The sequence below is a fragment of the Phytobacter sp. SCO41 genome, assembly GCF_003073275.1.
Lineage (GTDB): Bacteria > Pseudomonadota > Gammaproteobacteria > Enterobacterales > Enterobacteriaceae > Phytobacter > Phytobacter diazotrophicus.
The window spans coordinates 2,273,361-2,298,204 of sequence record NZ_CP027225.1 but is presented as its reverse complement, the minus strand read 5'-3'; the positions used below and the strand labels follow the sequence as shown (position 1 = coordinate 2,298,204).

At 52.2% G+C, this 24,844-nt stretch carries 24 protein-coding genes, 1 other RNA gene and 1 other annotated feature; of the genes, 5 read left to right on the top strand and 20 right to left on the bottom strand.

The annotated features are described in order from the left end of the window. Positions 1–199: 199 nt before the first annotated feature. Together menI and C5523_RS11190 are read right to left on the bottom strand one after the other, a co-directional pair. On the bottom strand, positions 200–610 hold the full coding sequence (gene menI, locus C5523_RS11195) for a 1,4-dihydroxy-2-naphthoyl-CoA hydrolase (protein WP_079498111.1): 411 nt from the start codon (positions 608–610) through the stop codon (positions 200–202). Continuing rightward, a complete protein-coding gene (locus C5523_RS11190) occupies positions 607–3,663 on the bottom strand; it encodes an FAD-binding and (Fe-S)-binding domain-containing protein (protein ID WP_041851589.1) in 3,057 nt (1,018 codons plus the stop codon). Before C5523_RS11190 ends, menI begins: the two co-directional genes overlap by 4 nt. A 194-nt stretch (positions 3,664–3,857) precedes the next feature. Here C5523_RS11190 and ydiK point away from each other — a divergent pair, with 194 nt between their 5' ends. Then, the gene (ydiK, locus tag C5523_RS11185; RefSeq protein WP_041851590.1) at positions 3,858–4,970 is read left to right on the top strand and encodes an AI-2E family transporter YdiK; all 1,113 of its coding nucleotides are present in this window, start codon (positions 3,858–3,860) and stop codon (positions 4,968–4,970) included. 174 nt (positions 4,971–5,144) lie between these two features. After that, positions 5,145–5,252, top strand: an RNA gene (gene rprA / locus C5523_RS11180) — antisense sRNA RprA. 136 nt (positions 5,253–5,388) lie between these two features. Here the strand turns inward: rprA and C5523_RS11175 are convergent. From C5523_RS11175 to ppsA, 4 genes are all read right to left on the bottom strand, one after another. Further along, entirely contained in the window at positions 5,389–5,772 is a 384-nt protein-coding gene (locus C5523_RS11175) for a hypothetical protein (RefSeq protein ID WP_041851591.1), read from the bottom strand. Beyond that, entirely contained in the window at positions 5,769–5,972 is a 204-nt protein-coding gene (locus C5523_RS11170; RefSeq protein ID WP_041851592.1) for a hypothetical protein, read from the bottom strand. The genes C5523_RS11175 and C5523_RS11170 overlap by 4 nt, the downstream gene beginning before the upstream one ends. Continuing rightward, a complete protein-coding gene (locus tag C5523_RS11165; protein WP_108701123.1) occupies positions 5,969–6,184 on the bottom strand; it encodes a hypothetical protein in 216 nt (71 codons plus the stop codon). The genes C5523_RS11170 and C5523_RS11165 overlap by 4 nt, the downstream gene beginning before the upstream one ends. A 497-nt stretch (positions 6,185–6,681) precedes the next feature. Next, positions 6,682–9,060, bottom strand: a complete 2,379-nt coding sequence (gene ppsA, locus C5523_RS11160) for a phosphoenolpyruvate synthase (protein ID WP_041851594.1) — start codon at positions 9,058–9,060, stop codon at positions 6,682–6,684. Positions 9,061–9,392: 332 nt separating this feature from the next. Between ppsA and ppsR the strand changes: the two genes are divergently transcribed. From ppsR to hemP, 3 genes are all read left to right on the top strand, one after another. Then, on the top strand, positions 9,393–10,226 hold the full coding sequence (gene ppsR / locus C5523_RS11155; protein WP_041851595.1) for a posphoenolpyruvate synthetase regulatory kinase/phosphorylase PpsR: 834 nt from the start codon (positions 9,393–9,395) through the stop codon (positions 10,224–10,226). 152 nt (positions 10,227–10,378) lie between these two features. Continuing rightward, entirely contained in the window at positions 10,379–11,425 is a 1,047-nt protein-coding gene (aroH, locus tag C5523_RS11150; protein ID WP_108702309.1) for a 3-deoxy-7-phosphoheptulonate synthase AroH, read from the top strand. Between the two features lie 134 nt (positions 11,426–11,559). Then, complete coding sequence (gene hemP, locus C5523_RS11145; RefSeq protein WP_075203641.1) at positions 11,560–11,751, top strand: hemin uptake protein HemP; 192 nt, start codon at positions 11,560–11,562, stop codon at positions 11,749–11,751. 4 nt (positions 11,752–11,755) lie between these two features. Here the strand turns inward: hemP and selO are convergent, their stop codons facing one another. From selO to thrS, 14 genes are all read right to left on the bottom strand, one after another. After that, positions 11,756–13,198 (bottom strand): protein adenylyltransferase SelO, encoded by a 1,443-nt coding sequence (selO, locus tag C5523_RS11140; protein ID WP_108701122.1) that lies wholly within the window; start codon positions 13,196–13,198, stop codon positions 11,756–11,758. 61 nt (positions 13,199–13,259) lie between these two features. Beyond that, a complete protein-coding gene (locus C5523_RS11135) occupies positions 13,260–13,970 on the bottom strand; it encodes an EAL domain-containing protein (protein ID WP_041851598.1) in 711 nt (236 codons plus the stop codon). Between the two features lie 324 nt (positions 13,971–14,294). Further along, on the bottom strand, positions 14,295–14,756 hold the full coding sequence (locus tag C5523_RS11130) for a C40 family peptidase (RefSeq protein ID WP_071195364.1): 462 nt from the start codon (positions 14,754–14,756) through the stop codon (positions 14,295–14,297). Between the two features lie 76 nt (positions 14,757–14,832). After that, positions 14,833–15,582, bottom strand: a complete 750-nt coding sequence (btuD, locus tag C5523_RS11125; protein WP_108701121.1) for a vitamin B12 ABC transporter ATP-binding protein BtuD — start codon at positions 15,580–15,582, stop codon at positions 14,833–14,835. Beyond that, positions 15,579–16,130 (bottom strand): glutathione peroxidase, encoded by a 552-nt coding sequence (locus C5523_RS11120; RefSeq protein ID WP_041851601.1) that lies wholly within the window; start codon positions 16,128–16,130, stop codon positions 15,579–15,581. Before C5523_RS11120 ends, btuD begins: the two co-directional genes overlap by 4 nt. A gap of 219 nt (positions 16,131–16,349) precedes the next feature. After that, positions 16,350–17,330, bottom strand: a complete 981-nt coding sequence (btuC, locus tag C5523_RS11115; RefSeq protein ID WP_041851602.1) for a vitamin B12 ABC transporter permease BtuC — start codon at positions 17,328–17,330, stop codon at positions 16,350–16,352. A gap of 99 nt (positions 17,331–17,429) precedes the next feature. Then, positions 17,430–17,729 carry an integration host factor subunit alpha gene (ihfA, locus tag C5523_RS11110; RefSeq protein WP_006820203.1) on the bottom strand — a complete coding sequence of 100 codons (300 nt, stop codon included), beginning with the start codon at positions 17,727–17,729 and terminating at the stop codon, positions 17,430–17,432. A gap of 4 nt (positions 17,730–17,733) precedes the next feature. Continuing rightward, complete coding sequence (gene pheT / locus C5523_RS11105) at positions 17,734–20,121, bottom strand: phenylalanine--tRNA ligase subunit beta (protein WP_108701120.1); 2,388 nt, start codon at positions 20,119–20,121, stop codon at positions 17,734–17,736. Positions 20,122–20,135: 14 nt separating this feature from the next. Continuing rightward, positions 20,136–21,119: a phenylalanine--tRNA ligase subunit alpha gene (gene pheS, locus C5523_RS11100; RefSeq protein ID WP_041851604.1), complete on the bottom strand. Its 984-nt coding sequence runs from the start codon at positions 21,117–21,119 to the stop codon at positions 20,136–20,138. Between the two features lie 51 nt (positions 21,120–21,170). Next, positions 21,171–21,294: a sequence feature (Phe leader region), on the bottom strand. Then, entirely contained in the window at positions 21,245–21,289 is a 45-nt protein-coding gene (pheM, locus tag C5523_RS11095) for a pheST operon leader peptide PheM (RefSeq protein WP_001386830.1), read from the bottom strand. (Overlaps the previous feature by 45 nt.) Before the next feature lie 241 nt (positions 21,295–21,535). Continuing rightward, positions 21,536–21,892, bottom strand: a complete 357-nt coding sequence (rplT, locus tag C5523_RS11090; protein ID WP_013366084.1) for a 50S ribosomal protein L20 — start codon at positions 21,890–21,892, stop codon at positions 21,536–21,538. A 99-nt stretch (positions 21,893–21,991) separates the two neighbouring features. After that, positions 21,992–22,189, bottom strand: coding sequence for a 50S ribosomal protein L35 (gene rpmI, locus C5523_RS11085; protein WP_001124225.1), 198 nt, complete (start codon positions 22,187–22,189; stop codon positions 21,992–21,994). Between the two features lie 96 nt (positions 22,190–22,285). Further along, the gene (infC, locus tag C5523_RS11080) at positions 22,286–22,828 is read right to left on the bottom strand and encodes a translation initiation factor IF-3 (RefSeq protein WP_071845866.1); all 543 of its coding nucleotides are present in this window, start codon (positions 22,826–22,828) and stop codon (positions 22,286–22,288) included. A 3-nt stretch (positions 22,829–22,831) separates the two neighbouring features. Further along, on the bottom strand, positions 22,832–24,760 hold the full coding sequence (gene thrS / locus C5523_RS11075; protein WP_041851605.1) for a threonine--tRNA ligase: 1,929 nt from the start codon (positions 24,758–24,760) through the stop codon (positions 22,832–22,834). Between the last annotated feature and the right edge of the window lie 84 nt (positions 24,761–24,844).

Here is a 24,844-nt window from a genome sequence, read left to right as displayed (position 1 = left end):
TGTAAGCCTGTAGGGAGTAGCGCTTAAGGAAACAACGAATCACTTCATTAGGTCTTTATGCGTTACAGCGTCTGGCTTCGATGGCCATCGAAGCGGTTTTCAAACCCGCCCAATATAGCACGAATGGACAAGTCTGAATGTGAAAATGAATGAAGAAAATATGAATTTTTGCGACAGGTTTCCCTGTCGCAAATTTATCTCAGATGACCGCGGTGGTGAGGCGCGAAGTGCAGCATAATTTATCCTGCTCATCGTAAATATCAATTTGCCATACCTGATGGCGGCTACCGGTATGCACTGCACGACAGACGCCGCGCACACGCCCGCTCCGTGCGGAACGAATATGATTGGCATTCACCTCTATACCAACCACTTTCTTCTCACCTTCGGTACATAAATATCCGGCAACGGAACCCAGCGACTCCGCCAGCACCACAGAAGCGCCGCCATGCAGCAAACCAAACGGCTGATGTGTGCGGCTATCAACCGGCATTGTTGCTTCCAGCGAGTCGTCATGAATTGCAATAAAACGGATATCGAGCAGTCCTACCATATTGCCCTCGCCCATCGCATTGAGCGCGTCAAGGGTTACCTCACGTTTCCAGATCATCCTATTATCTCCAGTAGCGCCTGCAACGGATGGCGTACGCCATTTCCTTCCACGCGTTTCACCTGGCTGCGACAGGAATAGCCTGTCGCCAGACAGCGGCTACGCGGTAAACGTTGTAGCGCCTGATGCCAGGACAACTCGTAAATCCCCAATGAGTTGGCGTGATTCTTGACTTCATGTCCATAGGTTCCTGCCATACCGCAGCACCCTACGCTAACGTTTTCCAGTTTCGCGCCCAGACGGGCAAAAATGGACGTCCATTGCGAAACGGAAGCAGGCAGCGCTGTCACCTCAGTACAGTGGCCAAACAGGTACCAGGATTCACCGCTGATGGCGCGATTCTCACGCCCTTCCAGTGCAGAAGGCAACCATTCGTGCACCAGCATGACGTGAAAATCGCCACGCTTCTCACCGAGCGTCTGCTTGTATTCATCCCGGTAGCAGAGCACCAGCGCCGGGTCGACGCCCACCATCGGCATGCCCAGTTGCGCAACTCGGTTGAGAAAATCCGAAGTTTTCTGTGCGGTTTTCGCAAAACGCTGCAGGAAGCCTTTGATATGCTGCGCTTTGCCATTCGGCGAAAAGGGCAGGACAACGGGCTGGTAGCCCAGTTTTTCCACCAGCCGAACGAAATCGGCCACCACTTGCGCATCGTAGTAACTGGTGAACGGATCCTGCACCACCAGCACCGTAGTGGCTTTTTCCGCATCGCTCAACGTTTCAAGCTGTTCCAGCGTCAGGTTCGCCGAACGGTGGCCGATCATCTGCCGTTGTAATGAGGGAACAGACAACAGTGGCAGATCCACCATGCCAATATGTTTTTGTGAAAGCGAACGCACCCACGGCTGGCTCATAAAGAAATTGAACGTTTTCGGCGCACGGGCCATCAACGGCGCGTAGCTTTCCACGGTCGCAACCAGGTGATCGCGCAGCGGACGCAGATAGCGTGTGTGGTAAAGTTGCAGGAAGCGCGAGCGGAACTCCGGCACGTCTATCTTGATCGGGCACTGGGTCGAACAGGCCTTACAGGCCAGACAACCCGACATAGCCTCTTTCACCTCATGCGAAAAATCATACTCGCCGTGACGCGCATGCCAGCTATTGCGGGTACGCTCAATCAGCGAACGCAGGCTGGCGCGTTTTTCCGGCATCTCTTTTTCCAGCTTCACCGGGTCGATACCGCGATCGGCCAGCAGACGCAGCCACTCGCGCACCAGCGTGGCGCGACCTTTCGGCGAATGGATACGATCGCCGGAAATTTTCATCGACGGGCACATAGGGCTTTTGGCGTCGAAGTTGAAGCACAGGCCATTGCCGTTGCACTCCATCGCCCCACGCCAGGATGAGCGCACGGCAATCGGGATTTGCCGGTCGAAGCTACCGCGCTTCACGTCATCTACCTGCTTCATCGGCGCATCAATCCCCTCAGGGGGACAAATTTTACCCGGGTTGAGACGGTTTGCCGGGTCAAATGCAGCCTTCACTTTGCGCAGCTCTGCGTACAGTTCCGCACCAAAGAACGCCGGGCTGTATTCGGCGCGGAAACCTTTACCGTGCTCACCCCACAGCAAGCCACCGTATTTGGCCGTTAACGCCACCACATCATCGGAGATTTTCTTCATCAAAACCTCCTGTTGCGGGTCGCACATGTCGAGCGCCGGACGCACATGCAATACGCCCGCATCCACATGACCGAACATGCCGTAGCTCAAGCCATGGCTGTCAAGCAATGCGCGAAACTCGACGATGTAGTCCGCAAGGTGTTCCGGCGGCACACAGGTATCTTCTGCGAACGGGATCGGTTTTGCCGCCCCTTTCGCATTGCCCAGCAGGCCGACGGCTTTTTTACGCATCGCGTAGATACGCTCAATGCCCGCCAGGTCGTCACAAATTTGCCAGCCAATCACCCCGCCCGCCCCTTCCGCCATCAGGGAATCCAGGCGAGCGCACAGAGAGGTAACCTGCTCATTAATTAACGCCTCATCATCACCGGCAAACTCGACAATATTCAGACCAAGCATGGTCTTATCCGGCACATCGGTGATGAGTTCATTTACGGAGTGCCAGATGATGTCTTCGCGCGCCAGATTGAGGACTTTTGAATCGACCGTTTCAACCGACAGTGCGCGCGCTTCCACCATAAACGGGGCATTACGCAGCGCGGAGTCGAACGAATCGTATTTCACATTTACCAGACGGCGTACTTTCGGCAGACGGGTGATATCCAGCCGCGCTTCGGTAATGAATGCCAGCGTTCCCTCTGAGCCCGTCAACACGCGGGTCAGGTCAAACTCGGTCATCTCATCATTGAAGACATGGCGCAGGTCGTACCCCGTGAGGAAACGGTTGAGTTTGGGGAATTTATCGATAATCAGTTGACGGTTGTCCCGGCAACGTTCGAACACGGTGCGGTAAATGCGCCCCACTGCGGTATTTGCTTTACCCAACGTCTGCGCCAGTTCAACGGGCACCGGTTGGGTGTCCAGAATATCGCCGCCAAGCAATACGGCCCGCACGCCGAGGACATGGTCGGACGTTTTTCCGTAGACCAGCGATCCCTGACCGGAAGCATCGGTATTGATCATGCCACCCAGCGTCGCACGGTTACTGGTGGACAGTTCCGGCGCGAAGAAATAGCCGTAGGGTTTAAGAAACTGGTTGAGTTGATCTTTGATGACACCCGCTTCAACCCGCACCCATCCTTCCTCAGGATTAATCTCCATAATGCGGTTCATATAGCGGGACATATCAACGATGATGCCCTGGTTCAGCGCCTGACCATTTGTGCCGGTGCCACCGCCGCGCGGTGTGAACACCAGCGACTGAAAACGCGCTTCCGCCGCGATGCGTGAAATTAAGGCGACATCAGAAGTAGAACGGGGAAAGACAACTGCATCGGGTAACAATTGGTAGATACTGTTGTCGGTCGCCATGGTCAGCCTGTCGGCATAACTTGTGGCGGTATCGCCGGTAAAACCTTGTTGCTCCAGTGCCTGTAAAAAATTCAGCACCAATTGAACGACACCCGGTGCCTGAGAAATCTGTGGGATCATTACTCTTGACCCTGCCTGACTGTTAGTAGTTGTGAATAGTTAATCGTTTGCTTGCAGCATCCATCGTTGTATCACATTTTTTTCTTATGCGCCCACCAGAATTACGGGCAGAATCAGACTGTCAAAAACCGCTGAAATCATTAATCATTATCTTTACTGATTTCGCATCCTCTCACTTAAGGTGATTACGTTTTATGGCCTTTCAATCGCAGTCCCGGGATGTACCGCAGGTGATGCTGTCGGTACTGTTTTTAGCCCTTATGATCATCGCCTGTTTGTGGATCGTTCAGCCTTTTATTCTTGGTTTCGCCTGGGCAGGTACCGTGGTTATTGCCACCTGGCCGGTGCTTCTGCGCGTACAGCGCGCGCTGTTTGGTCGCCGCTCACTGGCAGTCATCGTGATGACATTATTATTAATTCTGCTGTTTATTCTTCCGGTCGCGCTACTGGTTAATAGCCTGGTGGATAACAGCGGTCCGGTCATTCAGGCCATTACATCGGGTGAAATGACTCCGCCGACCCTGGAGTGGCTGAACAGTATTCCGCTGATCGGCGACAAGCTGTATAGCGGCTGGCACAATCTGCTGGATATGGGCGGCAGCGCGATACTTGCCAAAGTACGCCCTTATGTCGGCACGACCACCACATGGTTTGTCGGTCAGGCGGCACATATCGGTCGCTTTATGTTGCATTGTGCCCTGATGTTGCTATTTAGCGCCCTGCTGTACTGGCGCGGCGAGCAGGTCGCACAGGGGATTCGCCATTTTGCCTATCGTCTGGCGGCCAGACGCGGCGATGCTGCGGTTCTGCTGGCCGGGCAGGCCATCCGTGCTGTCGCGCTTGGCGTGGTTGTCACCGCGCTGGTACAGGCGGTTCTGGGAGGGATTGGTCTGGCGGTGACAGGAGTGCCATACGCCACGCTGTTCACAGTCATTATGTTGATGACGTGTCTGGTACAACTGGGCCCGCTGGTTGTGCTGGTGCCTGCGATTATCTGGCTCTACTGGAGCGGCGACTCAACATGGGGCACGGTGTTATTGGTCTGGAGTTGCGTGGTCGGCACGCTGGATAACTTTATTCGTCCCATGCTGATTCGTATGGGGGCCGATCTGCCGATGATACTGATTCTTTCCGGCGTTATTGGCGGCCTGGTGGCATTTGGGATGATCGGGCTGTTTATTGGTCCTGTGTTACTGGCTGTTTCATGGCGACTCTTTTCCGCCTGGGTTAACGAAGCGCCCATGCCAGGGCCGGAGGAAAATGACGCGCTGGAAGAGATACACGATGCAGATGACACCCGCATCTGATACGCCAGCTTCGATGATTATGAAGCACTGCTAATCATTTATTTACTGTCCCTCCCGTGCGCAAGCCTCCTGACCGGAGGTTTGCGCCGTTTTCCCCGCAAAATCTTAACCGCCGTTTAACTAATGAGACGAATCTGATCGACGCTAAAATCCCGGATGGCCTACTATAAGGTCACGGTTATAAATCAACACCTTGATTTATAAGCATGGAAATCCCCTGAGTGAAACAACGAATTGCTGTGTGTAGTCTTTGCCCATCTCCCACGATGGGCTTTTTTTTATCCCTCAAACAGGCGGTGAGGCAGGTTAACCTGCGGGGAAGAACTCTGTGACGCGGTTACGTCTGTCGCGCCTCATCGGGGGGCATCCTGAATCGTCCATACGGCAAATAGTAAGAAGCCGATAATGATAAGCCACCTCATACATTAACGCCTGTCATGACAGCACAGTCTACGGCGGGGCTGGTGTAGTCAAAATGCATGATGCCTTCCCCTTTGCTGTCCTGGATATAGATGTTGTACGCCTTCCCGTCATATTTAAAATGGACAAATTCGACGGCATCCAATGTGCTGTCCCAATGGTCAAAGACATTCAGGCCTTTTATCGTACGAACCGTTTTGCCATTCACTGCTATATCCAATGTGGTATTGGCTAATTCAGCATGGTTGTAATCATATTTTATTACACTCATACCGTTAATACAGATAACGGATTCCTTCGTCAGCCAATTCCCATTAACCGGACCAGCCATAACTGCGCAGGAATAAATACAGGCGGTTAACAATAATAACAATCGCGTCATAGTTCTACCTTAATTGCCGCCAGTGTTGAACCACATTCAGACATAAAAGTGTTATACGCATCTTCGCTATGTATTCTGAGGGCCTTTTCTCCCTCATCACATAACTGCGCCAGCGTATTTTCATAAGCATGGTATTCGCGGGTAAGCTCTTTCAGGCGTGCAATGACAGCCGCTAACGTATCCGTTTGATAGAAATTCATTTTGCGCCATCCGTGTTGCTAAAGTGCGCACTGTTGCCGGTAACAGCACAGGTTCCGTTATCAAGTAGCGCGCCAATCGGCAGATAATCAAAGGCCAGATGCGCGGTACTCACATCCTCTCCGTCGCACGCTTTAATATGATCGTTATACGATGCGCAGCCGTTAAGCGCGATGCAGGAGAGCACGGTCGCAATCAGCAATAAACGTTTCATGGCATTTACCTTAATTGAGATGAGATCATTGGGATGCGTGAATAAAAGACTCACGCATCCCGATATAAATAACCTGACAGAGTTTTCTGACTGACCGATAGCAAAATGTATCCGTAACCATCGGCAGGCAGGCTATCGTTATTTTTTTGCAGTTCTGGTAGCCAACTAAAATAAAAGCGCAAGGTGTGAGCATGGCAATGCAGCCACATTCATACAGCTTTACGCGGTCGCGTAGATTCCCTGAAAAAACGAAAAGAAAAATATATCTGACGCAGCACATGCGATCAGAGGCATCTGCAAAGGATGGGTTGGAGTATTTGAATCGTGCAGATGTGTTAAAACGAGGCCAGTGTAATTCGATTGCTGACACATCTCTAAGGTAAGCGTGCGCAAACACATTTTGTTTCAGCTAAGAATTTACTTATTCCAGCCGAATTTCCGCCATAAAAAAACCCCACTTCGGAAGAAGTGAGGTTTTATCGTAAGGGAGTAATGGATTATTTGTTCAGTTCAGCCAGTGTCAGCCAGGTTTGAACAACGGTGTCCGGGTTCAGGGAGAGGCTATCAATCCCCTCTTCCATCAGCCAGGCCGCGAAGTCTTCATGGTCCGACGGGCCCTGCCCACAGATACCGACGTATTTGCCGTGTTTTTTGGCAGCGCGAATGGCCATCGACAACAGGGCTTTCACCGCGTCATTACGCTCATCAAACAGCTCAGAGACAACACCGGAGTCGCGGTCCAGCCCCAACGCCAGTTGCGTCATGTCGTTTGAACCGATAGAGAAGCCGTCAAAGTGCTCCAGGAACTGGTCAGCGAGCAGCGCATTCGACGGGATCTCGCACATCATGATGATCTTGAGTCCGTTTTCACCACGTTTGAGCCCCTGACGTGCCAGCTCTTCCACCACCGCTTTCGCCTGCTCAACGGTACGGACAAAGGGGACCATGATTTCCACGTTGGTCAGCCCCATTTCGTTGCGCACACGCTTCACCGCCTCACATTCCAGCGCGAAACAGTCACGGAAGCTGTCGGAGACATAGCGACCGGCACCACGGAAGCCGAGCATCGGGTTCTCTTCGTCCGGTTCGTAACGTTCACCGCCGACGAGGTTGGCATACTCGTTGGATTTAAAGTCTGACAGACGCACAATCACCCGTTTTGGATAGAATGCCGCCCCCAGCGTTGCGATGCCTTCGGTCAGACGTCCAACATAAAACTCTTTCGGCGAATCATAACCTTTCATGATTTCGCGGATTTCGTTTTGCAGCTTCACGTCCTGATCGTCAAACTCCAGCAATGCACGCGGGTGCACGCCGATCATACGGTTGATAATAAATTCCAGTCGCGCCAGGCCGACACCTTCATTCGGCAGACAGGCAAAATCAAACGCTCTGTCCGGGTTGCCCACGTTCATCATGATTTTGAGCGGCAGCGCAGGCATTTCATCAATGCTTGAGCTTTTCACGCTAAAGTCGAGCATCTCGGCGTACACATAGCCCGTGTCGCCTTCGGCGCAGGAGACGGTCACTTTATCGCCATCTTTCATGCGCTCCGTTGCATCGCCACAACCGACGACCGCCGGGATCCCCAGCTCACGAGCGATGATGGCCGCATGGCAGGTACGACCGCCACGGTTGGTGACAATCGCTGCCGCTTTTTTCATGATCGGTTCCCAGTCCGGGTCGGTCATGTCAGTCACCAGCACATCACCCGCTTCGATGCGATTCATTTCACTGATATCGTGAATCACTTTCACCGGGCCTGCGCCAATGCGCTGGCCAATCGCACGCCCTTCGGCGATGATTTTGCCCTGCGCATGCAGCGTATAACGCTCCATCACTTTACCGCGAGAGCGCACGGTCTCCGGGCGCGCCTGCACAATAAATAGTTTGCCAGTATGGCCGTCTTTCGCCCATTCAATGTCCATCGGCCGGCCATAGTGTTTTTCAATCTGCACAGCCTGTTTCGCCAGCTCCTGCACTTCCTCGTTGGTCAGCGAGAAACGATCGCGGTTAGCCTGTTCGACGTCTTCGATACGCACCTGTTTGCCATGCTCCTGGGTTGGTGCATAGACCATGCGAATTTTCTTCGACCCCATCGTGCGGCGCACGATAGCCGGACGCCCAGCCGCCAGTGTTGGCTTATGAACATAAAATTCATCCGGGTTGACTGCGCCCTGTACCACCATTTCACCCAGCCCCCAGGCAGCGGTGACAAATACCACCTGATCAAAGCCGGATTCCGTGTCGATAGAGAACATCACGCCTGAAGAACCGATGTCTGAGCGCACCATCCGTTGCACCCCGGCAGAGAGCGCAACACCGCGATGATCGTAACCCTGATGCACGCGGTAAGAGATCGCACGGTCATTGAACAGGGAGGCGAAAACATGCTTCACCGCCACCAGCACGGCGTCATACCCCTGCACGTTCAGGAAGGTTTCCTGTTGGCCCGCAAAGGAGGCGTCTGGCATATCTTCTGCCGTTGCGGAAGAACGCACCGCAAAGGATGCCTGCTCGTCATCAGCAGACAGTTTGGCATAGGCCTGATGGATTGCATCTTCAAACGCCGGCTGGAACGGGGTATCGACTATCCACTGGCGAATCTGCGCGCCAGCTTTCGCCAGCTCGGAAACGTCGTCAATGTCCGTTTTATCCAGCAGGTCATAGATGCGCTGATTCAGGCCACTTTGATCGAGAAACTGGTTAAACGCATCGGCAGTGGTAGCAAACCCATTGGGTACGCTTACGCCCATACCGGACAGATTAGTAATCATCTCACCAAGGGAGGCATTTTTGCCCCCAACTCTGTCTACATCATTCATGCCGAGTTGGTCATACCAAAGCACCAGCGGAGACGAGCCATTGTTGGACATCTAAACAATCCTTTTGTGATATTTGAATGGGGTAATAAAGCATTTACTACCTTTTCATCCTGGCATAATTATTCCGGCTGAAAAAACGGTGAATCGTTCAAGCAATTTAAATTTTTGTCTTTTCGGACACTTTCCCGTCAACGATTCCGTATTCGATAATCGGAAAATCCTCAAAGTCATTCTTTTTTTAAGTGCATAATAAAAATGAACCATACTTTTCATTAAAAACAAAAATACCGTTTCATTTTAAAAATTCAGAAAAGACGCTACGCAGATGGGTGACTTTAATTTATGCTTTCAGATAATTACGCATGACAATCAGGAAGGGTAAAATGGACAGCGCTGTGGATCGCCAGGTTTTTTATATTTCCGATGGTACCGCTATCACCGCAGAGGTATTAGGCCATGCGGTGATGTCGCAATTCCCTGTTGCCATCAATAGCATCACGCTGCCGTTCGTGGAGAATGAAAGCCGCGCCAGAGCAGTGAAGGACCAGATTGACGCTATCTATCAGCAGACGGGCGTACGTCCGTTAGTGTTTTATTCCATCGTACTGCCTGAAATCCGCACCATTATTTTACAAAGCGAAGGGTTCTGTCAGGACATTGTTCAGGCACTGGTGGCACCATTACAGCAAGAATTAAAACTCGACCCGACACCTATTGCGCATCGTACCCATGGGTTAAATCCAGGCAACCTGACGAAATATGATGCGCGGATTGCCGCTATTGATTACACGCTGGCTCATGATGACGGTATTTCGTTGCGCAACCTGGATCAGGCCCAGGTGATTTTGTTAGGTGTTTCCCGTTGCGGCAAAACGCCAACCAGCCTTTATCTGGCAATGCAATTCGGTATCCGTGCAGCTAATTATCCTTTTATTGCCGATGACATGGATAATCTCGTTCTGCCTGTTTCATTGAAGCCGCTCCAGCATAAATTATTTGGTCTGACCATTAATCCTGAGCGCCTGGCCGCTATTCGCGAAGAGCGCCGTGAAAATAGCCGTTACGCTTCATTACGCCAGTGCCGCATGGAAGTGGCAGAGGTGGAAGCGCTTTACCGTAAAAATCAGATCCCCTGGTTAAACAGTACCAACTATTCGGTAGAAGAGATCGCCACCAAAATTCTCGACATGATGGGGCTTAACCGCCGCATGTACTAAGACACTAGTACATGGATGACAATTTTGCTATCATGCTGGCCTTCGATGTGATGCGCATCACAACCTGCTATTGAATTAAGCAAGGATTGGTTTAAGGTGTGCGCATCGCCTCCGGCATTTGGCCGTTTGAGCACAAAATTTTGAGAATTCTGATGAACAAAACCGATGAACTTCGCACTGCGCGCATCGAGAGTCTGGTCACTCCGGCAGAGCTCGCGCAGCGGCATCCCGTTTCCCTTGCAGTTGCGGAACATGTCACACAATCCCGTCGCCGTATCGAGAAAATCCTCAACGGTGAAGATAAACGGCTATTAGTGATTATTGGCCCCTGCTCCATTCACGATCTGGACGCAGCAATGGATTATGCCCGTCGCCTGCAGGGGTTAAGGCAAAAGCACAGTGCGCAACTGGAAATTGTGATGCGCACCTATTTTGAAAAGCCGCGAACCGTAGTGGGCTGGAAAGGGTTGATTTCCGATCCCGACCTGAACGGCAGCTACCGCGTTAACCACGGCATCGAACTGGCACGCAAACTCCTGCTCGCAGTGAATGAGCTGGGCGTACCGACAGCAACCGAATTTCTGGATATGGTGACAGGACAGTTTATTGCTGATCTGATCAGTTGGGGGGCGATTGGCGCGCGTACCACAGAAAGCCAGATCCACCGCGAGATGGCGTCGGCGCTCTCCTGTCCGGTAGGCTTTAAAAACGGTACTGACGGTAACACCCGAATTGCGGTAGACGCGATTCGCGCTTCGCGAACCAGCCATATGTTCCTCTCGCCGGACAAAACCGGACAGATGACCATTTACCAGACCAGCGGTAACCCTTACGGGCATATCATTATGCGTGGCGGAAAAAAACCGAATTTCTACGCCGACGATATTGCCGCCGCCTGCGCAACTCTGCGTGAGTTTGATCTGCCGGAGCAACTGGTCGTCGATTTCAGTCACGGCAACTGCCAAAAACAGCATCGTCGCCAGCTTGAAGTCTGCGATGACATCTGTCAGCAGATTCGTGATGGCTCCACGGCAATTGCGGGGGTGATGGCGGAGAGTTTCCTGCAAGAGGGTACGCAAAAGATCGTCAGCGGCCAGCCGCTGGTATACGGGCAGTCTATCACTGACCCGTGCCTGAGTTGGGAAGACAGCGAAGTATTGCTCGATAAACTCGCTGTGGCAGTCTCCTCACGTTTGTAATCCTTTTCCCGTCGGGTCTCCCGGCGGGGCGCGTCCCCCTACCCCAAATGATTGGTTTTCCAAATATTACTTGCAGCCCGCACGGCAGGTATTAATAATAATTATCATTGTCATATCCAAACAGTTAGCGTGAAATGTCGAACAAGGATAAGCCGACCACTCCGGCAGAGAAACTACCTGCCAGCCCAGCCACTATTCATCCTGAGGATCGCCGCATCAACAGCAAAACCCTGTTGGGGGATTCGGCGCGCGTTGTCATTGAACATCAGGGACAAGAATATCTGTTGCGACAGACGCACGCCGGGAAACTGATACTAACGAAATAGAGGCTCAGCTCGAACAGCTAACCTCCAGTCTTTTACCCCAGTCCGGTGGGCGACGGCTATAGTCATCGTTGCGCTCTGCATAAGGCTCCCGCAAGACGGCATGCAGACGCTCCAGCTCTTCGATATTTTCCTGCTCTGCCTGTTCAATCGCCCGCTGTGCGAGCCAGTTACGCAGCACAACCGCCGGGTTTACGTTTTGCATCTGCTGCTGACGTTGCGCATCCGCAATAGTCTCCTGCGCCAGACGCGCACGGTAGCGGCTAAACCAACTGTCAAACGCTTCGCGATCGATAAACTCGTCACGTAGCGCGCTGCTGGCGCTCATCTGCTCAGTATGGCTTAACATGCGGAAAGTGCGGGTATAGTCGCTGCCTTCACGTTCCATCAGAGCGAAGAGCTCGCTTAACAACACATTGTCATCCTTTTGCTGGCTAAAAAAGCCCAGTTTCTGGCGCATCAATATGCCATATTCGCTCAGCAATACCGGCTGATAACTGTCCAGCGCCGCATTGAGCACATCGGCACTCATAAAGGGCGACAGAGTTTGCGCCAGCCGTTGCAGATTCCACAGGGCAATTGTTGGCTGGTTATCGAAGCTATAACGTCCCTGGTAGTCCGAGTGATTGCAGATAAAACCGGGCTGGTAGTCATCAAGAAAACCGTAGGGGCCGTAATCAATCGTCAGCCCCAGAATCGACATGTTGTCCGTATTCATGACCCCATGGGCGAAGCCGACCGCCTGCCAGCGAGCCATCAGCGCAGCGGTACGGGCAATGACATCCCGGAACCAGACTTCATATTTGTTGGCGTCATCCTGCAGATGCGGCCAGTAATGGCGAATCACAAAATCCGCCAGTTGGCGTACCTTTTCGGGTTCGCGCCGATAATAGAAGTGCTCGAAGTGGCCAAAACGGATATGACTTTGCGCAATGCGCATCATCATCGCCCCCTGCTCAACGCTTTCGCGGTAGACAGGCGTGTCACTGGTGACAATAGAAAGCGCACGTGTCGTCGCAATCCCCAGATGGTGCATGGCCTCAGAGGCCAGGCTTTCACGAATGGTTGAGCGCAGCACCGCACGGCCATCACCCATACGGGAATACGGCGTAAGCCCGGCACCTTTCAGGTGCCAGTCCAGCGTTGTACCATCAGGCAGTCGCTGTTCGCCGAGCAGGATACCGCGCCCGTCGCCCAGTTGCCCCGCCCAGACGCCAAACTGATGTCCGCTGTAGACCTGCGAAAGCGGTGACATTCCGGGAAGCAGCGTTTCGCCCCCCCACACGCCAGCCCCCTCGTTCGGCGTAAACAGGGCGGGATCGATGCCCATGGTTTTCGCCAGAGGGGCATTATGCCAAAGCAAGCGGGCATTACTCAGCGGTGTCGGGGAAAGGGCAGTATAAAAACCGGGCAGCTCATCGCGCCAGCGGGTAATAAAAGACAGGGTCATAGTACCTCCTGTCTTTATTGTAGTGGGTTTAGAGGATGTTAAACACGGGTTAAAGGCAAGGTTATCCCTGAACCAGGCTGGTGATCTGAGCGGCGGGGACCGCTGGCCATAAATTCCCCTGCATGGCACTGAACTGATACGGCTTCACCCGCTTTAAGGTTTTTTCATCGTCAATACCGTCAATCATTACCGAACGGCAATAGGGGGAAATTTGTGAGACGATCGCGCGCATAAAGGGTTCGAACGAACGCGAGGCCAGCCGCTGATGGATAAAATTTTTATCCAACACCACCCGCTTAAACAGCCCGTCAAAAATGGCGCGAGTGGAAGCCGCCCCGGCACCAAAATTTCCCAGGATTAAAGGATACCGTTCGCTAAACAAGACGAGAGAATTATTTTCATTACCTTTCGTCAGGTTGGGATAATTCTCATTCACAGTAAATTCGAGAAAAGGATATTTCGCTACCGTTTCGGCAAGTTCAGCATTAGAGATCAATGCATCGACAATAAGCGGTGAAATATGTATCCAGGCGAGAAGTTGATGCTGAATAAAGAATAGCTTACAAGACTCGAGTAATTCTAATTGCTCAGTAAAAAGCGTCAGCGTTTCGTCTGGGCTCAGGCGTGGCACTATCCGCTCTGCAGATGCCCGTACAGAACCCGCCCCAACGAAATTGACCACGATTTCAATCCCGACAAGCGTGCCGTAACCGTTGCGCGCAGGCTGTAGTAAAAACTCTGAGCGATAGGTGTCATCAAACGATACGATCATGGCGCCAACCCCGCATTAAGGTTGATATCCTGCATCGAAAAACCAATGCGCACATGCATCAACGTAGTTGAACTTAACAAAACTGACTTCATCATTTCCCATTATATTGTCGAAAATTCCTTATTTTCGTGCGCAAGCTTATCCTGGTTAAATTGCTCACACCAGCGTATGCCACGATACTGACAGCCCTTTAAGGTAACGAATAGTTAAATAATAAATATTGAAGGAAAAATGAATGAACGGTGAGGAAAATAACAAAATTTGCGTTTAGTTCACAAAAGCAGCGAACCGGTTAGCTATTCGCTGCTTGTTATGGGAAGGGGATTAGATACGACGCGCCTGCCAGAAATTCTTGCGCCAGTAGACATTGTTTAACGAAGAACGCACGACTCCCTGGCTGGTGGATGCATGGATAAAGGCATTATCGGTGTCGTAGATGCCCACATGCAGACCGTTATCGCCGGAGCCTGTTTTGAAGAACACCAGATCGCCTGGCAGCAATTCATCCTTATCGATTTTCGTTCCCACTTCCGCCTGTTTACGCGTATCGCGGGGAAGCTCAAGGTTAAATTTATCGCGGAAGGTCATCATCACGAATGCCGAACAATCAACGCCATTACGGCTCATGCCGCCATAGCGGTAAGGCGTACCGCGCCAGTCGCGCAGTTGATCATTAAGCCCCGCAATGACGGTGATGGAATCAGAAAGGCGTGCGTTAGGTGGCGGTGCCCGATGACTGCTGCACCCTGAAAGAATTAATGCCGCCAGAAGAAACCAGATGCGCATCCAGCAAAACCTCTATTTTTGTTATGCTGGAATAATTTAGCGTGTGAATTGCAATTCTTGCAAGTTCCGTTTACTGCTATACCTCGGGAATGAGCATCCTGTGACCAGCCAGGTCGAGGCGACGAAATGGCATACCGTATGCGGTCGCCAGATTTTGCGGCGTTAACACCTCATCACGTGGGCCACTGGCAATCAGTTTACCCTGGCGTAATAGCCACACCTGATGCGCGCGACGCAGCGAATGGTTTAGATCGTGGCTGCTCATCACAACGGTGATCCCTGCCGCCACCAGCTCGCTTAACATGCCATCCAGCGCGGCCTGCTGGGCGACATCGAGACTGTTCATCGGCTCGTCTAACAACAGGAGTTGCCCATCCGCATTCGCTTCCGGATGAATTTGCGCAATCACCGCTGCCAGCCGCACCCGCTGCCATTCGCCACCGGAGAGGTGATTGACAGTGCGCCCCAGCTTATCCGCCAGCCCAAGTTTATGCGTAATCTCTTCAACCACGTTGTCGTTGGGATGGTGAGGCTGATGCAGTGCCAGATAATGCCATACCGGCATGGCGAAGGGCGGTGTCTGCTGCTGGGACAGGTAAGCGCGATGACGAGCCAGTTGCGGCGCATGCCATTGCTCAAGCGGGCGACCATTTAACTGCACACTGCCCTTTCCCTGCGTCAAACCGGCGAGACGTGCCAGAAGCGTGCTTTTCCCGGCACCATTCGGCCCGACGAGATGCAGCATTTGCGCTTTGTCGACCAGGGCCGTAATTGGCCCCAGTCTGCCTGCATCCTCAAGGTCACGAAGTTGCAGCAACGGCATTATTTTGCCAGCGCCAGCTTAATCGCTTCCATCAGGATAGGATCTTCGGGTGTCATATCCGGTGAGAAACGCTGAACAACCTGACCATCACGACCAATCAGGAATTTTTCAAAGTTCCACAGGATATCATCCGGATAAAGCGGTGCCCGCCCTTTGCTGGCCATGCGCTCATAAAAACCGCTCTCCTCCGGGGCGACAGCCTTTGGTGCCGCGGCAATCAATTTGCGATACAAAGGATGGCGGTTTTCACCGTTAACATCGACTTTGGCTGCCATTGGGAAAGTCACCCCGTAGGTCGTGCTGCAGAAGGTTTTGATCTCTTCTTCACTGCCCGGCTCCTGCCCGGCAAACTGATTACACGGGAAGCCGAGAACGATAAACCCGTCTTTCTCCCAGGCTTTCTGAATGTTTTCCAGTTGTTCATACTGTGGCGTCAGGCCACATTTTGAGGCCACATTCACTACCAGAATAACCTTGCCCTGGTACTTTTCCAGCGTGATATGTTCGCCATCAATTGTTGTAATCTCGGTGTTCAAAATATCCTGGTGCATAGCATCCCCTTAGTCGGTTCATTCGTACGCCGGATCTCTCGCCCGGCCAGTCATTAATAATAGCCAGATAATGCGCGATAATCCTTTTCCTGTCATTTACCAAAAAAAGGCATAAAACCAACGAATTAAGTAATTTTTCTTTTTTTGACGTGCTGTTGTTACACACTTTTACGTAATTATTGTCTGCGGGTGAATACGGGCATTGCGTCCTCCGGCCTTTTAGCGTCTTGCCGTTAGCAAGAGCCAGATGAACACCGGTGCCCCCAGTGTTGCCGTCACGACACCGATAGGTAATTCCGCGGCGCTCAGCGCCATTCGGGCAACAATATCGGCAAAAAGCAGTGCCGTCGCCCCCGCAAGCGCGCAGGCGGGCAGAAGCACGCGATGGTCGGTGAGGCCGCAAAGACGCAGAATATGGGGGATAACCAGCCCTATAAAGCCAATGGAGCCAGCCAGCGCGACGCTGACGCCCACCATCCAGCCGGTTGCCACCACCAGCACATTGCGCCAGAACCACAGGGGTAGCCCAAGTTGACGGGCCGATGTCTCCCCCAGCGCCAGTACGTTAAGTGGCTGCGACTGAAAGCAGGTCCAGCCCATAACCGGTAACAGTGCGACCATCAGCCAGCTTTGTTGCCAGTCTACGCCGCCAAAACCGCCCATCATCCAGTACATGAGCTGGCGCAGGTCGAATGAAGTGGAAAAATAGATGGCCCAGGTCATCAGCGCGCTACAAATGATCCCCAACGCGACGCCGGCTAACAGCAGACGACTGGTCGACATATGCCGTCGGGCAAAGCGCAGCAGAATAAGCGTGATGACCAGCGCCCCGGCGATGGCGCATAACCCTAACGCCCAGCCAGGCAACAGACCTTTTCCCAGCAGTACGGCGGCTATTAACCCGACGCCCGCACCGTTAGACACGCCCAGAAGCCCCGGCTCGGCCAGTGGGTTTTCAAACAACGCCTGCATAATCGCGCCGCTTAATGCCAGCGCCGCCCCCACCAGCAAAACCGCTAACGTACGGGGCAGACGTATTTGCCAGACAAAAAGTTGCCCACGGGCATCAAGCCAGTTTGCAGGACCAATCCACTGATCGCCCGCGCACAGGCTAATAAACAGCGCGATCAGCAAAAGCAGCGCAAGGCCGCAGAGCCACTGACCATTGCGACGCTGTTGGAGTTTTGCGTAATTCAGCATGCAGTTCAATTGATGCGTTATTGAGTGAGTTGATTTTAAAGATGATATTCAGTATTGAAAGAAAAAGGCCGCAATTGCGGCCTTTTTAATTAGTCCAGATTACTCTGCTTTGGGCGAAGCGTTTTCGACGCGGCTTTTTAACTTCTGGCCGGGTCTGAAGGTCACCACGCGCCGGGCTGTAATGGGAATATCTTCGCCCGTTTTCGGGTTACGTCCCGGACGTTGATTCTTATCACGCAGATCGAAATTGCCAAAGCCGGAGAGTTTTACCTGCTCACCATTTTCCAAAGCACGACGGATCTCTTCGAAAAACAGCTCTACCAGCTCTTTAGCATCTCGCTTGCTAAGCCCAAGCTTATCAAACAGATATTCGGACATTTCAGCTTTTGTAAGCGCCATAGGTTCAATCCCTCAATGATGCCTGGAATCGCTCTTTTAATGCCTCTACACATTTGGCGACGGTAGCGGCAATCTCCTCTTCTTCGAGTGTACGGCTGGTATCCTGAAGGATCAGGCTAATGGCGAGGCTTTTATACCCCTCCGCAACACCCTTACCGCGGTACACGTCAAATAAGTTTACGCCAACTACCTGATTTACGCCAACTTTCTTACATTCGGCTAAAATATCTGCCGCAGCCACGTTTTCAGCGACGACGACAGCGATGTCGCGACGGTTCGCCGGGAAGCGTGAAATCTCCTGCGCCTGAGGAACCACGCGGTCTGCGACCTTGTTCCACTCCAGTTCAAACACCAGCGTACGACCATTCAGATCGAGCTTACGTTCCAGCTCCGGATGCACGACGCCAATGAAACCAACGTATTCATCTTTCAGATAAATCGCTGCGGATTGCCCAGGATGCAGCGCCGGATTCGCCTCTGCGCGGAACTCAATCGCGGACAATTTGCCGGTCAGGTCGAGTAAGGACTCCAGATCGCCTTTCAGGTCGAAGAAATCAACGCTGCCTTTAGCCAGATCCCAATGCTCTTCATAGCGGTTACCGCAGATGGCGCCCGCCAGCATCAGATCCTGACGAATACCTAAAGGCGCCTGGGTGTCCGGTACGAAGCGCAGACCGGTTTCGAAGATACGCACACGGCTCTGCTGACGGTTCTGGTTATAGACGATAGTCCCGAGCAGGCCGGTCAGCAGTGACATACGCATCGCTGACATTTCGCTGGAGATCGGGCTTGGCAGAATCAGCGCTTCTTCACCCGGATGGATCAACTGCTGTACTTTCGGATCAACGAAACTGTAGGTGATCACTTCCTGATAGCCTTTGTCATTGAGCAGCGTTTTCACGCGCTTGAGCGACAGATTGGCTTCGCGGTGTGACCCCATCACCAGCCCGGCTTGTACCGGTGCATTCGGGATGTTGTTGTAACCGTACAGGCGCGCAACCTCTTCTACCAGGTCTTCTTCGATTTCCATATCGAAACGCCAGCTCGGCGCAACGGCCAGCCACTCATCCTGCCCTTCGGTGACTTCGCACCCCAGGCGTTTAAGGATGTCAGTAACCTGTTCATCCGCAATATGATGACCAATCAAACGATCCAGCTTGCTGCGGCGCAGACGGATGGTCGCCCGTTTCGGCAGCGTGGCTTCATTGGTGATATCAACAACCGGACCAGCTTCACCGCCGCAGATATCAATCAGCAGACGGGTCGCACGCTCCATGGCTTTGTACTGCAACGCCGGATCAACGCCACGCTCATAGCGATGGGAAGCATCCGTGTGCAGACCATGACGACGCGCACGGCCAGTGATGGACAGTGGGTTAAAGAACGCGGATTCCAGCAGAACGTTCTGTGTATCACCGTTCACGCCAGAATGTTCACCACCAAAAATGCCGCCCATAGCCAGCGCTTTATTGTGGTCAGCAATCACCAGCGTGTCGGTTGCCAGTTTGGCTTCGCTACCGTCGAGCAGTACCAGCGTTTCGTTCTCTTTCGCCATACGTACGACGATACCACCGTCGATACGATCCATATCGAAAGCATGCATCGGCTGACCCAGTTCCAACAGAACATAGTTGGTCACGTCCACAACCGCATCGATAGAACGCACACCGCAGCGACGCAGTTTTTCTTTCATCCACAGCGGGGTCGGCGCTTTTACGTTAATACCCTTAACCACACGCCCCAGATAACGCGGACAGGCATCAGCGGCGTCAACGGTGATTGGCAGCGTATCGTTAATGGTGGCGACAACCGGGGTGATTTCCGGTTCAACCAGCGGTGCTTTGTTCAGTGCGGCGACATCACGCGCGACGCCAATGATCCCTAAGCAATCCGCACGGTTCGGCGTCACACTGATTTCAATAGTGTTGTCATCAAGTTTAAGGTAGTCGCGAATATCGGTACCAATCGTGGCGTCCAGCGGCAGTTCGATAATGCCGCTGTGGTCATCGGAAATACCCAGCTCAGAGAACGAACACAGCATGCCTTCTGACGGTTCACCGCGCAGTTTGGCCGCTTTAATTTTGAAGTCACCCGGCAGTACTGCGCCGATGGTGGCAACAGCCACTTTCAACCCCTGGCGGCAGTTCGGCGCGCCACAGACAATATCCAGCAGGCGTTCACCGCCCACATTCACTTTTGTAACGCGCAGTTTGTCTGCATTCGGGTGCTGACCGCACTCCACAACTTCACCCACAACCACGCCGTTAAATGCGCCCGCCACAGGCTCGACGCCGTCAACTTCCAGGCCAGCCATGGTGATTTGATCGGAAAGCGCTTCACTGTCGACTGCCGGGTTAACCCACTCGCGTAACCACAGTTCACTGAATTTCATTATTTGTCCTGCCCTTATTTAAACTGTTTGAGGAAACGCAAATCGTTTTCGAAGAATGCTCGCAGATCGGTCACACCGTAACGCAGCATGGTCAGGCGCTCCATTCCCATCCCAAACGCGAAGCCAGAATAGATTTCCGGGTCAATGCCCACATTGCGCAGTACGTTCGGATGCACCATGCCGCAACCCAACACTTCCAGCCATTTGCCGTTTTTACCCATCACATCCACCTCTGCAGACGGTTCAGTGAACGGGAAGTAAGATGGACGGAAACGTACCTGCAGATCTTCCTCAAAGAAGTTGTTCAGGAAATCGTGCAGCGTACCTTTCAGGTTGGTAAAGCTGATGTTGGTATCAACAATCAGACCTTCCATCTGATGGAACATCGGGGTATGCGTCTGGTCGTAGTCGTTACGGTACACGCGGCCCGGCGCGATAATACGAATCGGCGGCTGCTGTTCTTTCATGGTGCGAATCTGCACGCCAGATGTCTGCGTACGCAGCAGGCGGGTGGCATCAAACCAGAAAGTGTCGTGGTCAGCGCGTGCCGGATGATGGCCTGGAATATTCAATGCATCGAAGTTGTGATAATCATCTTCGATTTCCGGGCCCGTCGCCACGGTAAAGCCAAGCTCACCGAAGAAACTCTCAATGCGGTCGATAGTACGGGTGACCGGATGCAGGCCGCCGTTTTCGATACGGCGCCCCGGCAGGGATACGTCGATGGTCTCAGCCGCCAGGCGCGCGTTCAGTGCAGCATTTTCCAGATCGTATTTACGCGCGTTCAGCGCCTGCTGGACCTGTTCTTTTGCTTCGTTAATCACCGCCCCGGCAGCCGGGCGCTCTTCTGGCGGCAGCTCACGCAGGGTGGTCATCTGAAGGGTCAGATGCCCTTTCTTACCCAGATATTCAACGCGTACGTTATCTAACGCGGCAACATCTGAGGCATCATTAATGGCTGCCCGTGCACTGGCAACCAGCTCTGCGAGATGTGACATAATTTTCCTCGTTATGTCCTTGTTGTTGGACTTTTTACTTAAAATTCAGACACAAAAAAAGCCTCCTGTTGGAGGCTTTTGGCGTTAATTTTCCGTTTCTTCTTTCACGCGCTAGCCTCCCGGAGTCAGGTGCTAAAGTAAAAAAAGAAGCGGAAAATAGCAGCATTCATGCTTGCGTTACCTTGTGTGGTAAAAAGCGGATTACCTTATTGAAAGGGCTCACCGGAAAAAAGTCAATCTTCTGATGGTGTTATACCCTAAATAATTCGCGTTGCAAAACAGCGGCGAGAGAGTGAAACCACAGGAGCTTACTTAAGTAAGTGACCGGGTGAAAACCTCAGCCTACGCGCATGCAATGCGAGACATGACGGGTATAAACGAAAAGAGGGAGCATCGCTCCCTCTTCCACTGACTTATTAAGCCAGAGCTGCTTTCGCTTTTTCGACCAGAGCGGTAAACGCTACTTTGTCGAATACTGCGATATCAGCCAGGATCTTACGGTCGATTTCAACAGAGGCTTTTTTCAGGCCGTTGATGAATTTGCTGTAAGAAATACCGTTCTGACGTGCTGCTGCGTTGATACGCGCAATCCACAGTTGACGGAACTGACGCTTTTTCTGACGACGGTCACGATAAGCGTACTGACCTGCTTTGATAACAGCCTGGAAGGCAACGCGGTAAACGCGTGAACGCGCACCGTAGTAGCCTTTAGCTTGTTTCAAAATTTTCTTGTGACGTGCGCGTGCAATTACACCACGTTTTACGCGAGCCATGTTGCTCTCCTGTATCTATATTCTGAGTGCCCTTCTCCCGTCGCATTTATCATGCAAACGGACAGGGGGCATAAAAAAGTTAATAAAAAGGTTAACGACTTATGCGTACGGCAGGCACGCGATTACCAGGCCCAGATCGCCTTTGGAAACCATGGCTTTCGGACGCAGGTGACGTTTACGCTTGGTAGCTTTTTTGGTCAGAATATGACGCAGGTTAGCGTGCTTGTGCTTAAAACCACCTTTACCGGTTTTTTTGAAGCGCTTAGCAGCACCGCGTACGGTCTTGATTTTTGGCATTTTAATAACTTCCACTTCGCATTGTTAATAAACGAAACCCAGGCGAACAAAACCTGTGAAGCCCAAAGGCGCCACAGGAATTGCTACTTGAAGGCCTTACTGTTTCTTCTTAGGAGCGAGCACCATGATCATCTGGCGGCCTTCGATCTTCGTAGGGAAGGATTCGACTACTGCCAGTTCACTCAGATCGTCACGGACGCGGTTAAGCACTTCCATACCGATCTGTTGGTGGGCCATCTCACGACCGCGGAAACGCAGTGTGATCTTGGCCTTATCGCCATCTTCCAGAAAGCGAACCAGGCTGCGGAGTTTTACCTGGTAGTCGCCATCATCGGTGCCAGGTCGGAATTTGATTTCCTTGACCTGAATAACTTTTTGCTTTTTCTTCTGTTCCTTAGAAGACTTACTCTTTTCATAAAGGAACTTGCCGTAGTCCATGATACGACAAACTGGCGGTTCGGCGTTAGGGCTGATCTCAACTAAATCTACTCCAGCTTCTTCAGCCTTTTCGATAGCTTCTCTCAGACTCACAATACCCAGCTGCTCACCTTCCAGACCAGTTAAGCGAACTTCCTGGGCGCGAATCTCGCCATTGATACGATTCGGACGTGCCGTTTGAACTCGTTTTCCGCCTTTAATACCTTATTCCTCCAGTTGTTGAAGACTGCGGCTGCGAATCTCTTGTTGCAGCTTCTCAATCACTTCACTTACGTCCAGGCTGCCCAGGTCTTTACCGCGGCGGGTGCGAACGGCCACTTTGCCTGCTTCCACCTCTTTATCACCACAGACCAACATATAAGGGACACGACGTAAAGTGTGCTCGCGGATTTTAAAGCCAATCTTCTCGTTTCTCAAGTCCGCTTTTACACGAATGCCCGCATTTTGCAATTTACGGGTCAATTCGTTGACATATTCAGCTTGAGAATCAGTGATATTCATCACCACAACCTGAACAGGGGCCAGCCAGGTCGGGAAGAAACCGGCAAATTCTTCGGTCAGGATGCCGATAAAGCGCTCCAGTGACCCCAGAATTGCGCGGTGAATCATCACCGGAACCTGACGCTCGTTGTTTTCGCCAACATAAGAGGCGCTTAAACGAGCCGGTAACGAGAAGTCCAGCTGGACTGTACCGCACTGCCATGCGCGATCGAGGCAGTCATATAATGTAAATTCAATTTTCGGACCGTAGAATGCGCCCTCACCCAGTTGATATTCAAACGGGATGTTGTTTTCTTCCAGCGCAACTGCCAGATCCGCCTCAGCACGATCCCACATCTCATCGCTACCGATACGTTTTTCCGGGCGAGTAGACAGTTTGACGACGATTTTCTCGAAGCCAAAGGTGCTGTACATATCATAGACCAGTCGAATACAGGCGTTGACTTCATCACGCACTTGTTCTTCGGTACAGAAGATATGCGCGTCATCCTGCGTAAAGCCGCGAACACGCATCAGGCCATGCAGCGCGCCTGATGGCTCGTTACGATGGCAGCTACCGAACTCTGCCATACGCAGCGGCAGATCGCGGTAGGATTTCAGACCCTGGTTAAAGATCTGCACGTGGCCCGGGCAGTTCATCGGCTTGATGCAATATTCACGGTTCTCGGAAGAGGTAGTGAACATCGCATCTTTGTAGTTGTCCCAGTGGCCAGTTTTTTCCCACAGCACACGGTCCATCATGAATGGGCCTTTTACTTCCTGATACTGATACTCTTTCAGTTTGGAACGTACAAAGGTTTCCAGTTCACGGAAGATAGTCCAGCCGTCATTGTGCCAGAACACCATGCCAGGCGCTTCTTCCTGCATGTGGTACAAGTCGAGTTGTTTACCGATTTTACGGTGATCGCGTTTTGCGGCCTCTTCCAGACGCTGCAGGTAGGCGTTGAGCGCTTTTTTATCTGCCCACGCAGTACCGTAAATACGCTGCAACATCTTGTTGTTGCTGTCGCCACGCCAGTAAGCGCCGGCGATTTTCATCAATTTGAAATGATGACAGAAACGCATGTTCGGCACGTGCGGACCACGGCACATATCGACATATTCTTCATGATGGTACAGGCCAGGCTTGTCATCATGGGCAATGTTTTCATCAAGAATGGAGACTTTGTAGCTCTCGCCACGCTTCACGAAGGTTTCACGCGCTTCGTGCCAGCTCACTTTTTTCTTAATGACGTCATAGTTGGTTTCGGCGAGCTCATGCATACGTTTTTCGAGCGCGTCGATATCTTCCTGGGTCAGGGTATGGTCAAGATCAACGTCGTAATAGAAGCCGTTATCGATAACCGGGCCAATCGCCATTTTGGTGTTCGGCCACAGTTGCTTGATAGCGTGACCTAACAGGTGCGCACAGGAGTGGCGGATGATTTCCAGACCGTCTTCGTCTTTGGCGGTGATGATAGAGAGCGTTGCGTCATTTTCAATCAGATCGGACGCATCAACCAGCTCACCGTTCACACGACCCGCAATGGTCGCTTTCGCAAGACCCGGACCAATGTCCAGAGCCACATCCATTGGACTCACAGCACGATCGAAATGGCGTTGACTGCCATCAGGAAGAGTAATTACAGGCATTTCATATCCTTAATTCGCAGTGGTGACCCACACGAAAGATCACATACGAAGTAAATATTTGTTTAGTCGAAATAAATTACGCCG

Coding starts and splice junctions, on each gene's coding strand:
- C5523_RS11165 (WP_108701123.1), bottom strand. CDS start 6,184: ATGAAACGTTTATTGCTGATTGCGACCGTGCTCTCCTGCATCGCGCTT.
- pheS (WP_041851604.1), bottom strand. CDS start 21,119: ATGTCACATCTCGCAGAGCTGGTTGCCAGTGCACGGGCAGCCATTAAT.
- selO (WP_108701122.1), bottom strand. CDS start 13,198: ATGACCCTGTCTTTTATTACCCGCTGGCGCGATGAGCTGCCCGGTTTT.
- ppsA (WP_041851594.1), bottom strand. CDS start 9,060: ATGTCCAACAATGGCTCGTCTCCGCTGGTGCTTTGGTATGACCAACTC.
- pheT (WP_108701120.1), bottom strand. CDS start 20,121: ATGAAATTCAGTGAACTGTGGTTACGCGAGTGGGTTAACCCGGCAGTC.
- C5523_RS11130 (WP_071195364.1), bottom strand. CDS start 14,756: ATGCGCATCTGGTTTCTTCTGGCGGCATTAATTCTTTCAGGGTGCAGC.
- ydiK (WP_041851590.1), top strand. CDS start 3,858: ATGGCCTTTCAATCGCAGTCCCGGGATGTACCGCAGGTGATGCTGTCG.
- ihfA (WP_006820203.1), bottom strand. CDS start 17,729: ATGGCGCTTACAAAAGCTGAAATGTCCGAATATCTGTTTGATAAGCTT.
- thrS (WP_041851605.1), bottom strand. CDS start 24,760: ATGCCTGTAATTACTCTTCCTGATGGCAGTCAACGCCATTTCGATCGT.
- C5523_RS11190 (WP_041851589.1), bottom strand. CDS start 3,663: ATGATCCCACAGATTTCTCAGGCACCGGGTGTCGTTCAATTGGTGCTG.
- btuC (WP_041851602.1), bottom strand. CDS start 17,330: ATGCTGAATTACGCAAAACTCCAACAGCGTCGCAATGGTCAGTGGCTC.
- hemP (WP_075203641.1), top strand. CDS start 11,560: ATGTCGAACAAGGATAAGCCGACCACTCCGGCAGAGAAACTACCTGCC.
- C5523_RS11120 (WP_041851601.1), bottom strand. CDS start 16,130: ATGCACCAGGATATTTTGAACACCGAGATTACAACAATTGATGGCGAA.
- rplT (WP_013366084.1), bottom strand. CDS start 21,892: ATGGCTCGCGTAAAACGTGGTGTAATTGCACGCGCACGTCACAAGAAA.
- ppsR (WP_041851595.1), top strand. CDS start 9,393: ATGGACAGCGCTGTGGATCGCCAGGTTTTTTATATTTCCGATGGTACC.
- rpmI (WP_001124225.1), bottom strand. CDS start 22,189: ATGCCAAAAATCAAGACCGTACGCGGTGCTGCTAAGCGCTTCAAAAAA.
- menI (WP_079498111.1), bottom strand. CDS start 610: ATGATCTGGAAACGTGAGGTAACCCTTGACGCGCTCAATGCGATGGGC.
- aroH (WP_108702309.1), top strand. CDS start 10,379: ATGAACAAAACCGATGAACTTCGCACTGCGCGCATCGAGAGTCTGGTC.
- C5523_RS11170 (WP_041851592.1), bottom strand. CDS start 5,972: ATGAATTTCTATCAAACGGATACGTTAGCGGCTGTCATTGCACGCCTG.
- C5523_RS11135 (WP_041851598.1), bottom strand. CDS start 13,970: ATGATCGTATCGTTTGATGACACCTATCGCTCAGAGTTTTTACTACAG.
- C5523_RS11175 (WP_041851591.1), bottom strand. CDS start 5,772: ATGACGCGATTGTTATTATTGTTAACCGCCTGTATTTATTCCTGCGCA.